The following is a 17,610-nucleotide window of genomic DNA, read 5'->3' on the forward strand; positions in this document are numbered from 1 at the left end:
ATTTAATAAAAAGAGCTACCTTTAAGAATACTCCTTAAGACAGCCCCTATATGGTTCTTTTCTAGTTATATGTGTAATCATGTTATTATTATATTCATACAACCATTTTTCTTAGCAGTTTCGGCTAATTCATTCATATACCGAGTAGACGGTGTATAGCTATTCAGCTTTTCCTTTCTTACTCCCATCTGTCTGTACTTTATAAGTTTATATCTGACATTTTCATGTCCAGCTAAAATCTTACTTACCTTATTTACTGTAGCTTTATTATCTAATATATCAGGTACTATAACTGTTCTAACTTCATAAATTTTATTTTTTTGTAATAGGAATTTAAAATTCTTTAACACTACGCTATTATCTACCCCAGTTAATTTTATATGTTGATTATTGTCAAATGATTTTATGTCAAGCATGACTTTATCAACTATATTCATAAGCTCTTGTTCCCATAGCGGAATCGAGCCATTTGTATCTATATAAAATGTGAGTCCTAATTCTCTAACTTTCTTGCCTAGCTCTGTTAAAAACTCTATATGCAATGTACACTCTCCACCTGATACAGTAACTCCAGATATAAAATCTTTTACTTTCTTTATTTCTTCTATTATTTCTAACTCTGAATAAAATCTAACCCTTGGATCACTATTTCTATTGCAATTAATCACACATTTTCCGCACTGAGTACAATTATTCTTATCATATACAATCTTTCTATTTATAACCTTTAGCGCTCCGTATTCACACTGCGAAACACATCTTAAACATCCTGTACACATATTTATAGTCTCTGGATTATGACAATATAGACAATCAAAGTTACATCCCTGCAAAAAAAGTGCAAATCTATTTCCTGGACCATCCACACTACTAAATGGTATCATTTTGTTAACGGGTGCTTTACTCATCGCTTCTCAGCTTTCTATCTAAAACTTTTTGATTTTCTACTGACCCTTTTCCTAACACAACGGTATCTCTTAGTACCTGCTCACCTCTTGATAACTTCTCTATTTCTGATCTCTTAACTAAATAACCTGTTATTCTTACTACATCACAATCTGAGCTATAAACCGAGAAATATCTCATACCTTTGTTAAACGCACCTTTCATAATATCGAGTACATATTGAGTATTATCTTTGACTGTACTATCAAATGCATATATATTACCTATTCCAGATGGAAAATACTTGTGAAAAGGTGCTTCAACGTTTATTTGCTCAAATAACTCTGGCTCATCACCTATTGGGATTCTACATCCTGGTGATATACCAAAGTCTGTATCTATACCTACTTGTGCATGTAAAAGAAATTTGCCATTTTTGCAATATTTATTGTGATGATTGTTTACTTCTTTTTCTAATTTTTCTATTACTTTAAGTCCAAGTTCTGATGCTTTTTCACTATGTCCAAATTTCTCTTTTATATCTGTCACTTTCAATAGTGTATTTACACACTCTGCAAGACCAAACATACCAAACATAGCCGTATATTCTTCTCTATTAATAAAATTCTCTCTAACTAAAAATGTAGACTCAAAGTATCCACTTTCCTCTACTAGATATCTAACTCTTTCATCCATGTAACCACACATACTGTTTACTGCTTTTGGTAAATGTTTTTCAAGAAAATCTTCTACGCTTGTCGCTTTTTTAGCCAAACTTGCTAGATTTAGTCTTGTCAGTGTATAGCTACCTCCACTAATATTAAGACCATTATAACAACTAGCTATACCATAGTTTTCTCCTAATTCATTGCTGAACATCTCATGATTTGCAAAACTTGGTTTGGCTGTTACTAAGGCTGTTTTTATACCTTCTATAATGAATTGCTCATTTGTTTCTTTGCTTACTTTCATAGTTATGTTTGGTATAGAATCCTGTAGCTCTCTTTCTGCCTTCAATATTAATCTCCCTGCTTTAGTATCTTGCGGTCCAATATTAGCGTGACAAAATGAGTCTGTGAGTGTTCTATCTATATGCATTAAAAACAACTTTATTGCTTGATATGCTTCTTCCTCGTCCTCTATATATGGATCTAATAACGTATCTATATTGCCTATATACACAGGGAATGATGTTATTGATGGTACATGTTTATAGAATATAAGAAGTGTATTAACTGCCTCGTGTATATTACTTGGCACATCTAGTTTTAAAAACTTACAGCCTTCTTTCATTAGTTTCTCATAATCAGGTAATATATACCTTGGTCTATAAGGTGCATTACCTTCAAACAATGTACATATAATCCCTTCTTCTATATACCCTTTTGTTTTTTCATCTATATTAAGAACATTTATAGAATTTTCCGCTTCTTTTGCCAGAGCTAATACTTTTTGTTCATATGTCAATATATTATCTTTAATGATAGTCTCAACTTTTGTCATAATTTTAACCTCCAAATTTATGCTGTTATATATATTGTATTATCATTATCATTAATTATCAACCCTATCTATCGAAGCTAAATAATCCCATATCAGTTCTATCGTTATCATAATACAGCTTTTTAATCATTTTAGCCCCTAAAGCTGAATATAAAATCCCATTAGATCCATATCCTAAATTAAAATAACAATTTGGATAATCTTCATATTCTCCAATATAAGGCAAACCATCTGATGTCTCTCCAAATATACCACTAAATTTATACTGTATTTTAATATTAGTTATATCAGGAAACATAGACTTTAATATTGTCTCTAATTTGTTGTACTTATCTTTTGACAATAGGTGGTCATGTGTGAGATTTGATGCTCTACTTCTCTCTCCTCCAATATCTACATCTTCGCCTCCTATTATAATTCTATTATCTTGTGTACTTCTGAAATATGTATATGGTTTAGCTGTATTTCTTATAATGCACCTGTTATACCAACCATTAAAGGATAAAACAGGCTGACTTACTATAGTAAATGTCCTAGATAATATTGCTGTTCTCTTTTTGATAAATTCTCTTGACTCATAGCCCATTGCAACTATTATTTTGTTACACTTAATCGAAAATCCATTTTTTGTATAGGCTATAGCACCTTTATCATCAGAAACAAAGTTGACTATCTCAGTATTTTCATATATTGCACCACCACGTTCTTTTACTTTGTTAATAAGAGCTTTTGTGAACCTGTAAGGATTTATTTCACCAGAAGATCCTTTAGTATATATACCTGCTTTTACGGGGAAAGAAAACAGTTTTCTTGCAGTATCTTCATCTATATACTCCACATCAAATCCATACTTTTTTCTAAGCTCGAATTCTTTTTTTAACCTTTTTATATCTCCATTTTTATTAGTATAGTAAAAACAATCTCTATAGTTGAAGTGACAATCATCTTCCAAATCATTTACTATTTGATTTATGTCATGTAGAGATTGCTCTGTTAACTTAAAGGCTTTTGCGGCATTTTCTTCTCCTCTCATTCCTTTTAAGCCAACAAAATCTGTATCTATTTCATACTGTAATATAGCTGTTGATATGCATGTACTTTTGTATCCTATTAAATTTTTATCTACTACAACAACTTTACTATTTCCATCTGCAAGATAATATGCACTTAAGGCTCCTGTAACTCCTGCTCCTATAATTAATACATCACATTCAATATTTTCGCTAAGATATTCAAATTTTTCATCGATTGATTTTGTATATGTCCAAAATTTATCACCTGTAACATATTTCATGAAATAACCTCCAACTCTTAATATAACGTTCATTTCTACATCCTAGTTAATTTATTATACACTTCTTATTTTTCATTTATATTAAAAGTTATATTCATTTTAATTATATTTTAAAGATGATTTATTTTTCTATTAAATTACTCCAATATTTTTTGGGCATGAAATTCATTTGTAATTTTGGATTTAACCTTCCTTTGATTGCAGTCGATTTAAAATATCTTTTCCATAAATCTTGATATATTAACTCTTTTTCATTATAGAGTCTTTTATTTAATTCTTTATCAACTTGAACAATATTAAATACATTATCACTATAAAACGATGCTATAGATCTTTTTTTATCATGTATTATCCATCTCTCATATTGCAGTCTCTCTGCAAAATGAGATGATAGTATAGTCAATATATTGTACTCTACATCTATTGGAGCATATAATACATTTTGTGAAATTTCTCTAAATCTAGTAAGCCCAAGCATTAAATGGATTTCTCTTGCTACTTTCCTGTAAATACTATCAATTGCTAATACATCTGTGTTTGATAAATTACTGTCAACTTCTTTACCAATTTTAAACGCTAGCTTTATATAGTTGTATGCTATGGTATAGGAGTTATCAAGTTCAGAAATAAAAGCATAAAAAACTTTTTTAAGTGCATGACTAGACACTTTATCTTTTAATGCTTTCATAACTTTTTCTGCTTTCTCATTATCTGTTTGTATTTTGATTTTCTTTACAAAGAATTCTATTTGAGCGTTGTCTTTTGGTAATATTTTATCTGGCTTTTCAGAGTTATAGTATGCATCGTAAACTGCTGTAAGTAATCCCTCAAATGTTTTTTCACAAATATAATATATTATCATATAGTATGCCTACTCTCTATATTATTTTGCTCAAATATATTAGAATATATGGATGAAAATGATATCTGTAAAGAGTTATCATCTTTGCGCCTGTTTTTTGATAAAATTTTCTGTTTGATAATGCTAGTATCAAACGTCTTATCGCCATAAAATTTGCCATTACATGTTATAAAATATTTTGCTCTTTTCAGAACGATCCCGAGTTTTTTTAAATCATCATAACAAAGATTACTATATCTTCTAGCCATCATTATTCTTCTAGCTGATTTTACTCCTATTCCAGGTATTCTAAGTAATTCTTCATAACTCACTCTATTTATTTCCATAGGAAACGAGTTTATGTTAGCAAGTGCCCAATCACACTTTGGATCTAAATCTATATCAAAATTAGGTTTGTTATCATTCAGCAGTTCATCTGCTTGATATCCATAGAATCTCAATAGCCAATCTGCCTGATATATACGATGTTCTCTGAGGAGTGGTGGTTTTGTGATACTAGGTAGAGTATGATGACTTAAAACTGGAACATATGCTGAGTAGTATACTCTCTTTAGAGCATATCTATCATATAAAGCTTCTGATAATTTTAGTATTTTAAGATCATTGTCATCAGTAGCTCCGACAATCAGTTGAGTTGTCTGTCCGGCTGGTGTGAATTTTGGTGTTGACCTAAACTTAGCTCTCTCTTCTTTATATTGTACTATTCCATTACGGATTCCCTCCATAGGTTTCAATATTTCATTTTTTTTCTTTTGAGGTGCTAATAATTTTAAACTCTTATCTGACGGTAGTTCAATATTTACACTCATTCTATCAGCATATCTACCTGCTAATCGTATAAGTTTCTCATCTGCACCTGGTATCCCTTTTAGATGTATGTAACCATTGTATCTATATTCTAATCTAAGTATCTCAACAGTTTTTATCATAAGCTCCATTGTGTGATTGGGATTGACTATCACTGCTGAACTCAAAAACAATCCTTCTATATAATTTCTCTTGTAAAAATTAATCGTCAAATCTGCAACTTCTCTTGGTGTAAAAGATGCTCTTTTTACATCATTTGAGCTTCTATTTACACAATATGTACAGTCATAAATACAGCTATTTGTGAACAATATTTTAAGCAATGATATGCATCTACCATCATCTGCCCAACTATGGCATATCCCGCTCTTTTGAGCATTTCCTATGCCAAAGGCTTTGTTTTTTCGATTACTCCCACTTGAAGAGCAAGATACGTCATACTTCGCTGCATCTGATAATATCTCTAATTTTTCCGTAATATTCATAGACTGTCACTCCTATAATATATTTGCATAACAAAAGGATAAAGTTTATTAAACTTTACCCTATTATTTTACCATATCTTTATATAATTATGCAAACATTTGTTCGTCTAGCTACTTAATTTAAAATCTGCTACCACATTCATCAATTCATTTGCTAGGTTAGCTAATTCTTCACTAGATTTTGATATCTCTTGTATTGATATTGATTGTTCATCGCTATTTTCACTAACTTTCTGAGTTAATCCTGCAAATTGTTGTGTTATAGACGATATATTTTGAACTGAATCAATTGTATTAACTTTATTATCGTTTAGTTTATTCATTATCGAAATCATAGTTTTGATGTACTGTATAACAGACTGAGCTGATTCCTCGACATCTTTAAATGCACTCTCTGTATCAACTAATGATTTTGAAGATTGTCCTAATATAACATTTACTTCTTCTACGTTGTTATTCACAACTACTATTTGATTTTTCATGTCTGATAATATTCCCGATATATCGTTTGTTGCTCCCTCTGTCTCTTCTGCAAGCTTTCTAATCTCATCTGCGACAACTGCAAAGCCTCTACCTGCTTCTCCTGCTCTCGCTGCTTCTATTGATGCGTTAAGCGCTAATAAATTTGTTTGACTAGCTATTGAATTTATTGTCTCTAATATACCCATTATAGAATGTGATTTTTCTTCAAGCTTCAATACATCATCTAATAATCTTTTTTCTATTTCTATGTTTTGTGAAAAATCATTTTTAAGTTTGTCTATTGTTATTGTACCATTTTTACTCGTATCTATAACTGAACTAAATTTGTCATTTACTGCTTTTGCACTATCATAAGCCTCTTGAATATATTCTCCTAACTCATCTAATTGCTCTACTGCAATTTGTGTTTCAGTAGCTTGCTTTGTAGAACCTGCCGCTATTTCTTGCATACTAGCAGATACCTCCATTGAAGATGCAACTGTCTGTTCTGATATTGCTGTTAGCTCCTCTGATGATGCTGCTACATGCTCTGATGATTTTACTACGTTATCTATAACTTCACTAATATTTTGGGACATTTTATTAAAAGCTCTTGTAAGCTGTCCTATTTCATCTTTTCTTTTTAATATCTTATTTGGAACTTTATTTGTAAAATCTTTATCAGCTAACTGGTCAGCATGTTTTGCAGAATCAACAATATAGGATGTAATCCTCTTGATATTTAGTGATACAACTAATCCTATTATTATTATCCCTATTGCACATCCTATTGCTATTACTAATAACAGGGATTTGGATTCTCCCTTCATCTCGTTCATCGGTACTATGGCTGAAAAATACCATGTATTACTGTCTTCTCCTAATCTAATTGGAAAGTAGTTCTTAAATACTTCCGTACCATGCTCTGGCGAATAAAATGTATCATGAAATTCTTGTTTTTGTTTTATTTTATTTAGAAATTCTTCTCTTTTTGCCTTAGCCGACTCGCTTTCCTCTTTGTTTTCTATAAATTCTGAAGATTTTTTACCTACTAGTTTAATATTTTTATCTGCTAATATAAAGCCTTTACTTGATATTATACTACCATGTCCAGTCTCTAGTAATACTACTTTTTCATTAAGTGATTGTAAATTATCTATTGCCATATCTATCCCTGTAGCACCTACGAATTTTCCATTTATAATTACTGGGCAACCTATGTTAATTATCTTAGTCTTTTTACCGTTTATATCAACATATTTCGGATCTGATATATATACCTTTTTTTGTGCTCTCATTTTATTATAAAAATCTTGATTAGTGTATGGTGTGCAATCTCTATATGTAACCTTATCGCCAAGCCTTGTCCATCCACCTGTAAATTTACCAATTTTATTGTACGCTTTTGATGTAGGATTTTTTCTTTCCACTCCTACAAAAGCTGGTATATCAAGAGCCAACCACACATTTAGATATTCTTTGTTTTCATTTAAAACACTTTTCATTATTTCTAATAATTGCTCTTCATTCAGAAATTTTGATTTATTAGTGCCAATAAACGTATTTCTCATGTTGTAAGAAACTTCAAGTCCTTTGTTAACATATTCCTTAATCGTATTTGCGTAATATTTACTTGTTAAGTCTGCCTCTACCATTGCTTCTTCCATTTCTGCATTATAAACATAATAAACTACAAATGCAGCTATAGAAATGAAGACTATAATTACGCTCCCTAAAATTGTCGTCATCATCTTACTTCTTAAGTTCATAGTTGCCCCCTCCTATAAACAATATAGTTTCTTTTCAATATATCAAAAAGAACGTTCAATTTCAACCACATATTTACTTAATATCTAAAAGCTGCATTTTATTAATTTATTAGTTTTTTTAATAATTTGTAGATAATTTGCTATATATATCATTATATCATTATTTTTTACAAATCTACACTATTTATTTTCAGAATCTTCTTTATTTTCTATAATAATTTGTTCTTTTTCACTTATGTTCTCTTCTCCTTCAAGCGATTGATCAATGCAGTGAGCATCACTTTCTATTTCACTTTCAGTTTCTTCTTCAATATTTTTTTCTAATTCTACATTATTTTCATATTCTTCACCTAACTCAAATTCAGATATTATATCATAAACTTTACGAGCTAAACTGTTTAATTCTTGTGTGGCAGTTGTTATCTCTTCTATAGTTGCAATATGCTCCTCTACACTTGCGCTAACTTCCTCTGCTGACGAAGCAAATTGTTGTGATAGAGAAGATATATTTTCTATAGAACTAACTGTTTCATCTTTATGACTTGTTGTTTTGTCCATGCTATTATATAATTTTTCCATAAATGATATCATATCATTAGTTGATCCTTCTACTTCTTTAAATGCAAACCCAGTTTCTTTTAATGCTCCCTCTACTTCTTTTACTATTTTTTCTGTTTCATCCATATTGTCAGTCGTAATATCCATCTGTTTTTCCATATCAGTAACTATATTTACTATTGTACTTGTCGCTTGCTCCGTTCCTTCTGCTAATTTCCTTATTTCATCTGCAACTACTGCAAAGCCTTTTCCTGCTTCTCCTGCTCTTGCAGCTTCTATTGATGCATTTAATGCTAATAAGTTTGTTTGACTTGCTATATTGTTTATTGTTCCAACTATTTCCTCTATTGCTTTGGATTTTGTTGATAGCTCGTTTACTCCTTCTATAGCTATGTGTATTGTCTCTACATTTTTATTAAATAATTCTTTTAGTTGATTCATTGCTGTAAATCCATCTTGGCTTGTAAATATCAGATGGTCAAATCCTTGTCTAACCATTGAAACATCTTCCATTGAACTTTCTATTTCTTTTTTTAGTTCATCCAATACAGAAACTGAATTGTCGACTTCTCCTGCTTGGTCTACTGATCCTTTAGCTATGTCATCTATTGCAAGTGCAACTTCTTGTGATACTTTTGAAACTTGCTCTGATGCTTCTGCTAACTGTCCTGATGAAAGTGCTACTTGTTCCGCTGATGATTCCATACTTGAAATTAATGATCTCATATTAATTGTTAATGTACTAAATGCTTTAAATAAAATACCTATTTCATCTTTACGCTTTATTAATTTTTCATCAATGTCCTTTGTAAAGTTTTTGTTTGCCATATTTTCTGCAAAAGCCGCGCATTTTTTTATGTATTTACATACTGAATTAATGTTAATATAAATTATGATTGCAATTAATACTAGTCCAAAAGTACATATTGCAATTAGTGTATATAATAAAAATTTAACATTCTTAAAAATATTATCTTCAGGGATAACTGCACTAAAAGTCCATATTCTTGATGTTTTACCTATTTGGATTGGATAGTAATTAACCAATACCTCTTCATCTTCGTCTGGTAGTACTACATAGTCAGATTTTATTTCTCCATCTTTCAGTTCAATGAGTAGCTTTGTTCCTTCTTCTCCTTGCAAATCACTAGCTATAGTTCCTATCTTTGATTTATCTTTATGTGTAAGAAGATTTCCCTTGTAAGTGATAATACGTCCATATCCTTCATATAAATTCATATTAGATGTTAATTCTTGTAATGAATCAAGATATAAATCTACACCGGCTGCTCCTATAAACTGACCTCTTTTATAAATAGGCGCACTAAATCTAACTACATATTTTTCGCCATCTCTTGTTTTTATTATAAATGGTTCAGATACATAACTTTGTTTGTTAATTTTAGGTACGTTATAAAAGTCCTCAGTCATGTAGTTTGATGTGGAAATTAATTTGTTAGTACCATTTCTTTTTGTATACATTGGTATGAATCTTCCTTTTGAATCATGTCCAAATAACCCTGCATATTCTGCATCTTTGCCATCAAAAGCATTTGGTTCCAATACTGCCCAGGCATTTACAAAATCATCGTTTTCTGTAATTATTTTTTCTAACATTCTAAGCATATGATAACGGTTCCCATTTCCTGCTATCACAGATGATTCAAATATGGTTGATAAATCTTCTGAAATTATCGATCCCTTTTGCATAAAAGATTCGATTTTATAAGAGTATTTTTCGCAAGCTAGTCCAACTTCCTTTGCTACAGACTCTCTTTGTGTATTAAATGTTTGAAATAAAGTAAATGTTATTATTAATCCAAATACTAATACCACACTTCCTAGAATAAATGTCAGTAATTTTGTTTTCATTTTCATCTGCATCTTCCCCTTCATGTACATGATTTTAAAAACCCCACTACCTTACAATAGTTTGTAAATACGCTAATTATGCGTATAAATGTTTATGTCTTTTACAATTTACCACATTTTCCCCTGTAATTCAACCACCGTTCGTTAACATAGGTCATTAGTCCTATTTCACTATTTCAACTTGACTTTTCAGCTTAAATAGTTATAATATGTATATTTTGTTAACAATAAAATTGTTTTTTCATATTATATATTGACAGTAATATTAAATTAATAAGGGAGGTAGTACTTGTGGCAAATGGTCTTTTTGATAGCTTGTTCAGTGGTGGATATGGAAGTAGTTTACTGTTCTTCTTCCTGCTACTAGTAATAATTTTCTGCGGATGCGGTTGTGGATATGGATGTGCTGAGTAAGCACAAATATTCTCAATTAACTAATTAATAATTTAAATAGAGGTGAAGAAAAAATGGCTGATGGTAAATGTTATGAAGGAGGAAGCGAATTATTATTTTTCTTCCTATTACTTGTAATTCTTTTCTGTAGTTATTGCTAAAACTTAATATTTAAGCTGTGTAACACTTAACTTTATACTATAGTAGATGACAATAGTTCAAACCCAAAGTTTAACTAATTGAATTTATCTAATGGGTTTATTTTATTAATTTAATATAAACAGTGGTCAAAAACAAAGAAGGGTCAAACTCTATGTGCTTCTGAGTTTGCCCCTTTTATTTGTTACTAAATGGTATTTGATATAACTCCTCCTCCTATAAGCTCTGCTTCATTATACAAAACAACAGATTGGCCAATTGCTGCTGCTCTCTGTTTTTGTTTAAACTTTACTATTAGATTGTTATTCTCCAGATAAATAGTAGAAGGTATTGAATAACCCCATTGACATATCTTTGCTACCATGTCAGTATTGTTGTAGTCTGTTTTATTAGAAATAAAATTAAAATCAGATGCTATTACACCGTTTACATACGTCATATTATCACTACCTAAAACTATTTCATTTTTGTGTACGTTTATATCTATTACGTACATTTTTTTATTGTATTTATGACCAAGCCCTCTTCTTTGACCTATTGTATAATTAAATATTCCGTTATGCTCTCCTAATATATTTCCCTCTATATCAACAAATGACCCTCTCTTATTTTTATAGCCATACATCCTTTGCAAATACCCTCCGTAGTTTTTATCGCCTATAAAACAAATACCAACACTGTTTTTTCTCTTGTAGAGGTCACTATCTATTTCTTTTACCAATTCTCTTACCTGTTCTTTTGACTCAAACTTACTTAATGGATACTTCAGATGTTTTAAGGTATCTTGTGTTAAGTTGTACATTAAATATGTCTGATCTTTATTATTTATCTTATGCTTTAGTATCTTATATTCTTTTAAATATTCATCATACTTAATGTTTACATAATGGCCAGTCGCTACATAGTAAGCATTTAATCTCTTAGCTTCATTTATAAACTCATCATATTTTATATACTTATTACACTGAACGCATGGATTCGGGGTTCTACCACTTGAGTATTCGTGTGAAAAATAATCTATTACTCTTTCTTTAAATAGTTTAGTCAAATCAACTATGTGATGTGGTATATCTAATACTTTAGCAACATACTCAGCATCCTTTAGCGTTGTGTCAGTTAAATTACTATGAAGCTTCATTGTAAGTCCTATTACATTGTATCCTTTTTTCTTTAATAAATATGCTGTGGCGGTACTATCTACACCACCACTTAACCCAACTACTACTATATTTTTGTCTAGCTTCATCTAATCATCCTTTTTTAATCTTATTTCATTATATATTATCATCTCAATATACTTTTATAGTATTCATTTTGTAACACTAGATTTCTAAACGGATATATTAATACTATAAGATATTATGTTCAAAATCATTATGCTTAGGAGGTTTTTTCATTGTACTACTATTATCTGTATCCATATATGCCTTACTATAGATATTTTGTAAATCAAATGTATAACCCATATATTCCATATTCTAATATACCACCTTTAAATTATCAATATCATCCATATGGAATGGAGCTAAATACTTATTATGATGATTTATTACCTAACTATACAATTTTAAATAATGTTGTTATTCCTGATTACTCTAAAGTTGATGTTGGTCGAGGTAATCGTTGGCCAAATGAATGTTTTGTTCCTTATGTATCTGTCCCTTATAACTTTGAGAAGAGTTCGATGACAACAAATTTACCTTATTATAATCTAAGCTATGTTGTGTCAGAAAATAGTACAACATGCAAGCCTTGTTGGAACGGTAGTTTAGACATAAATGATGAATCTGTTATTAAACAAATTAAAGAAATCAGAAATATGGGTGGAGATGTAATGGTATCTTTTGGTGGCTATGCCAACACCCCTATTTGGGCAACTGCTCCTGATTCCAAGGCTTTAAGAAAACAATACGAAATGTTTATTAAGGCTTACAAATTGACCCATATAAATATTGACATTGATAACAAGTGGGTTAGAGATACTGCATCTCTAATTAGAAATTTCAGAGCATTGAAACAACTCCAAGAATCTTTGTTTGTTGAAAGATATAGTCTTTCAATATGGATAACTCTTCCTGTTTTACCTTCTGGTCTTACTTCTGATGGATTACAAGTTGTTCAGCATGCATTAGATCAGGATTTAATGATAAGAGGTTATAATATTAAGACTATGAACTTTGGAAAGAAAGCTGCTCCGAGTATCGTTGACAAGATGGGGCAATACTCTATACAAGCAGCAGCCATCCTTCATAAGCAACTCAAGAAAATATATCAAGACAATCAGTTTTCTCACTCTGATCAGCAACTATGGGGTATGATAGGAATAACTCCTATGATTGGTGTAAATGATGTTCCTACTGAAAAATTCTATATAAGCGATGCAAAAATTGTAATGGATTTTGCAAAGCAAAATAAACTAGGTATAATTTCTATGTGGTCACTCAATAGAGACCACCCTTGTTATAGCGGTCCAAGTGAAACTGTATACGGTTCATGCAGTAGTATCGAACAAACAGACTATGAGTTCTGTAAATTATTTAATGATTATAATCATTCTCCAGACTTCCAAACTGGAAAAGGACCTAATAGAAGAAAATCTGAGGATATAAGAAGATGGAGTAAAGATAGAGAATATGTACTTGGTGATAAAGTAACTTATAGAGGCTTATTGTTTGAAGCTACTAGATACTCAAAAGGTGAAGCCCCTAGTAAAGATGGCTCTGGTTCTTGGAAAGTACTTGGTTAACTCTATCTGATAGCGGGATGTCTTTTGTGATATCCCTTTAATTTTTTTATAGAATATGGTTTAAGTTTTAGTTACCTTTGTACGACTTTAGCAACTGATTAATACCTAGATTTAAATGAATATCCAGAAGGCTTTTTAGTGTTTGAATTATTATTAAGCATGTTAATTAAAACTTGTAACTGATATACAACAATAAATAAACCTCCAAAAATAAAGCCTGCTATACCTAGTTTCATTCCAAGACCTAGTAATCCAAAAAATATCGTTGATATTACGAACAGTATAATATACATCTGCTCCTCCTACTTACTAATATTATCTATTGTATTTCTCTAAAACTCTTAAGTTTATTATTTATCCTCTATTTTCTAAATCCTTTGGTACTAAATTATCTGTGTAAAACCCATCTATTCCATTTTGCTCAAAAACTTTTGCATCTTCTATATTGTTGATTGTATGTGTGTAAGTGTATACACCTAAATCTCCTAGCTTTTTAGGTAACTCTGTTTTAGCCTTTTCAAGTGGCATCGTTATAGCGTATATGTCATGCCTATTAACAAAATCTATAAGCTGTTCATCACTGTAATTTGACATGTATAGCGTCAATATAATATCTTTATAACCATATCCTTGCACTGCTATATATTCATCTAAAGAATATATTTGTGGTATTATATTGCCTAATATATCTGGATATTTTTTGCTGATTATCTGCAGTGCTTTTATGTTGTCTTTTTTTACGTCTGTTATGATTTTTGCATCTTTATGCTCTCTTATCCAATCTACTAAGCTTTCTAAATCAAGTTGATGCCAATCGTTAATCATTGTGAAATTTTTGTATTCTTCATAGCTATATATGCCTGATTCATGATTGAAAAATTTTTTGACAAACCCATCCCAGCTATGAAGGCAAACTAATCTTTCGTCTGTGGTCCATTCAAAATCTAGCTCTATAAGCTTAAAATTGTTTTTGTAACTATTGTTCAATGCCTCTAAACAGTTAGTGTAAGACTGTCCTTTTAAGCTTCCCCCAGCATGTGCTATGAGATTTGGATTATCTTTTAAGTTGCTTAATTTGCGATTGCCTGTTTCTTGTTTTGTTCTTGCTAGATCATTTTTTAATATATAATTAGATAGGTTTATATCTTTTATTGCTTTTTTATAATAACCTCTACAAGTGTTAATATCTAAATCGCTATTATCATCATAATTCCAAGCTTTGCTATGCTTATAGATTCCATCTCTTGACATATTAAATACCATACCGTCTTTTATGAATGATCCCTTCAACATATATGTTTGTTGAGCTACAAATCCACTTTTAGCGTTTACTAAATCTTGTCCTAGCATCAAACCTTTTTTATTTTCTAACCCAAATAAATTTAATATCGTAGGGTAAAAGTCTAGTTCACTACCTACTGTAGTTATTTTTTCATTAATTCCTGAATTGGGTACGTGTATTATTAATGGTATTCTCATCATTTCGTCAAATTTGTATTCTTTGCCTAAATATTTGGTAAGCTTTTCTTTATTTGTCTCATCAAGTAATGATAGTCCATAATGATCTCCATATATTGCTATAACAGTATCCTCATAAAGCCCTTCATCTTTTAGATTTTGTATAAACTCACCTATAGCTTTATCTACATAGTTTATTGATTGAAGATATTTACCAAATAGAGTTCCTTCATCTTCTTCTTTTAGAGTTATATCTATAGTATCTTCTGGCATTTCATACGGTGTATGACTCGTTAATGTCACTAAAAATGCATAGTATGGGTCTTTTAATTGCTTAATATAGTCTATAGATTGACCAAAAAACTCCTTATCATTTACTCCAAACCCTATAGGTTTGGTAGTTGTATAATCATCGCTATCATAGAATTTCTGAAAACCTTGTTTTGGATAAGCATTTTTTCTATTCCAAAAGTCCCCCTTATATCCATGCATAGCTGTAGTGCTATATCCAATATCCCTTAATAACCACGGCAATCCATAGTATTCATTATCCTGATATTTAGTGTATGTTTGTCCATCCATTGCAGGATATAATGAATTATGTGTTGTAAATTCTGCATCAGATGTATTTCCTCTGCCTAATAACTGATAGTATCTATCAAAATAAAAGCTATCTTTTGATAATAATCTATTGAGGTTTGGAGTTAACTCTTGATTATTGTACTCTCTTCCTATTACAAAATTTTGTAAGCTCTCTACTTGTATCACTATTAAATTCTTGCCTAATGCTATCCCATTATATTTATCATCATTGTCATTTTTCTTTAGCATAGATAAAGCATAAATCATTTCTTGTTCATTTTCTATATTATTGCTGTCAGATATAATATTTACAAACAAGTCATTTGCATGATAAGTGAAAAATTCTTGTTTTCTAAAACTGATATTTTCACTTGACTTATCAACAATTACTAAAAATGATATCCACATTAAACATGCAATTAATGCAGGTAATTTCGCTTTTTTTAGCCCTCTATAAATATAACTTTCTTTGGCTCTGTTTTTGTACTTCATTATCAAATATATCAATATAACTGGTATGTCTAAAAGTAATACAAAATACTTAATCTTAAGTAGATATTTTATACAATCAGTTACTGCTCCTAGCTGACTTGTTTGTGCTACAACTACTATAGATGTAAGCTGATTAAAATAATTAAAAAATACTACATCTGCAAATGCTAATACTGAAAATAGTATATAAAATATAAAGAATATGGAATCTCTTAACTTCTCTTTCAATAAATCTAATAACATAAATACTGCTATTATAAATAGTACTCCAGCTACTACAGATGCTATATTTGAACTGTAGCCTATTAACCTATAAAATATAGTTAATTTTATTGCTCCTAATAATGATATTAAAATCAATTCTATAGTTCTAATGTTAGATTTGTACATAATAATTCTCCTTGATACTATTGTTTTATTTTGCTTTAAGTGAAACTACAACCAATTCTGGTCTGTTAAATATCCTTAGAGGCACGATACTATTTCCTAATCCTCTTGATACTATCAAATGAGAATCCCCCATTGTATGCACCCCTTGTGTAAGCTTTGGAAACCATCCCTGATTAGGTGCAAGTAAACCTCCTACAAATGGTAACCTCACTTGCCCACCGTGTGCATGTCCAGCTAAACTTAAATCAATATTGTTTTTTGAGTATATATCAAAATTCTCAGGTCTATGAGTTAATAGAACCTTAAAATTTTTATCGTCTTTTTTTATAGCTTCTTTTATTCTTCTGCTAGTTATATCCTTTAGTTTTTCCTCTTGTTCGTGTTGTTTGGCTTCAAATGCTGGGTCATCTATCCCTGCAATGGTTATGCTATCACTACCTCTGCTTATTTTGTGCGAAGTATTTCTCATGACTATAACCCCACTATCTAGTAGCTTTTTTTCTAATGAAGTAAATTTCCCTGACCATCCTTCATGATTACCTGTTACATAGTAAATAGGAAATTCGTTATTAAGTCCTCTTATGAGCGTCATACTTTTTTCTTCATCATATCTTCTTCTATCAATAAAGTCTCCTGTTATTACTACTATATCTGGTTTTTCTTCTCTAATTTTTTTTGTTAAGGTTTTATTATCTTTACCAAACACCTTACTGTGCAAATCTGACACTTGCACAATCTTGAATCCATCAAATGATTTGGGTAACTTTTTACTGGCTATTATTTGCTTTGTGACTACTATATAATTATTCTCAAAGTATAAAAAAGCGCATATAAATACTATCGCTAAGCCAATAATGAGTTTTTTTGATTTCATAATTAACTCCTTTTTTAAG

General features: G+C 30.4%; 12 protein-coding genes. 1 reads left to right on the forward strand and 11 read right to left on the reverse strand.

What is annotated here, in order from left to right:
• Positions 1 to 77: 77 nt before the first annotated feature.
• The 8 genes from P3X86_RS07985 to mnmA all read right to left on the reverse strand — a co-directional run bounded on the left by P3X86_RS07985 (position 78) and on the right by mnmA (position 12,295).
• The gene (locus tag P3X86_RS07985) at positions 78 to 908 is read right to left on the reverse strand and encodes a YjjW family glycine radical enzyme activase (RefSeq protein WP_483292140.1); all 831 of its coding nucleotides are present in this window, start codon (positions 906 to 908) and stop codon (positions 78 to 80) included.
• Positions 901 to 2,388 (reverse strand): YjjI family glycine radical enzyme, encoded by a 1,488-nt coding sequence (locus P3X86_RS07990; RefSeq protein ID WP_483292141.1) that lies wholly within the window; start codon positions 2,386 to 2,388, stop codon positions 901 to 903. Before P3X86_RS07990 ends, P3X86_RS07985 begins: the two co-directional genes overlap by 8 nt.
• Positions 2,389 to 2,452: 64 nt before the next feature.
• A complete protein-coding gene (locus P3X86_RS07995) occupies positions 2,453 to 3,715 on the reverse strand; it encodes an NAD(P)/FAD-dependent oxidoreductase (protein ID WP_483292142.1) in 1,263 nt (420 codons plus the stop codon).
• An 88-nt stretch (positions 3,716 to 3,803) separates the two neighbouring features.
• A complete protein-coding gene (locus tag P3X86_RS08000) occupies positions 3,804 to 4,544 on the reverse strand; it encodes a TIGR03915 family putative DNA repair protein (protein ID WP_483292143.1) in 741 nt (246 codons plus the stop codon).
• The gene (locus tag P3X86_RS08005) at positions 4,541 to 5,836 is read right to left on the reverse strand and encodes a putative DNA modification/repair radical SAM protein (RefSeq protein WP_483292144.1); all 1,296 of its coding nucleotides are present in this window, start codon (positions 5,834 to 5,836) and stop codon (positions 4,541 to 4,543) included. The genes P3X86_RS08000 and P3X86_RS08005 overlap by 4 nt, the downstream gene beginning before the upstream one ends.
• A 107-nt stretch (positions 5,837 to 5,943) precedes the next feature.
• Entirely contained in the window at positions 5,944 to 8,067 is a 2,124-nt protein-coding gene (locus tag P3X86_RS08010) for a methyl-accepting chemotaxis protein (RefSeq protein WP_483292145.1), read from the reverse strand.
• 180 nt (positions 8,068 to 8,247) lie between these two features.
• Positions 8,248 to 10,503 carry a methyl-accepting chemotaxis protein gene (locus tag P3X86_RS08015; protein WP_483292146.1) on the reverse strand — a complete coding sequence of 752 codons (2,256 nt, stop codon included), beginning with the start codon at positions 10,501 to 10,503 and terminating at the stop codon, positions 8,248 to 8,250.
• Between the two features lie 733 nt (positions 10,504 to 11,236).
• The gene (gene mnmA / locus P3X86_RS08020; RefSeq protein ID WP_483292147.1) at positions 11,237 to 12,295 is read right to left on the reverse strand and encodes a tRNA 2-thiouridine(34) synthase MnmA; all 1,059 of its coding nucleotides are present in this window, start codon (positions 12,293 to 12,295) and stop codon (positions 11,237 to 11,239) included.
• Between the two features lie 150 nt (positions 12,296 to 12,445).
• Here mnmA and P3X86_RS08025 point away from each other — a divergent pair, with 150 nt between their 5' ends.
• Positions 12,446 to 13,795: a chitinase gene (locus P3X86_RS08025; RefSeq protein ID WP_483292148.1), complete on the forward strand. Its 1,350-nt coding sequence runs from the start codon at positions 12,446 to 12,448 to the stop codon at positions 13,793 to 13,795.
• A gap of 98 nt (positions 13,796 to 13,893) precedes the next feature.
• Here the strand turns inward: P3X86_RS08025 and P3X86_RS08030 are convergent, their stop codons facing one another.
• From P3X86_RS08030 to P3X86_RS08040, 3 genes are all read right to left on the reverse strand, one after another.
• On the reverse strand, positions 13,894 to 14,088 hold the full coding sequence (locus tag P3X86_RS08030) for a hypothetical protein (protein ID WP_483292149.1): 195 nt from the start codon (positions 14,086 to 14,088) through the stop codon (positions 13,894 to 13,896).
• 61 nt (positions 14,089 to 14,149) lie between these two features.
• A complete protein-coding gene (locus tag P3X86_RS08035; protein ID WP_483292150.1) occupies positions 14,150 to 16,717 on the reverse strand; it encodes a sulfatase-like hydrolase/transferase in 2,568 nt (855 codons plus the stop codon).
• A 25-nt stretch (positions 16,718 to 16,742) separates the two neighbouring features.
• Positions 16,743 to 17,591 (reverse strand): metallophosphoesterase, encoded by an 849-nt coding sequence (locus tag P3X86_RS08040; protein WP_483292151.1) that lies wholly within the window; start codon positions 17,589 to 17,591, stop codon positions 16,743 to 16,745.
• Positions 17,592 to 17,610 lie beyond the last annotated feature (19 nt).

It is taken from the genome of Abyssisolibacter sp. ZYX002 (genome assembly GCF_056892235.1).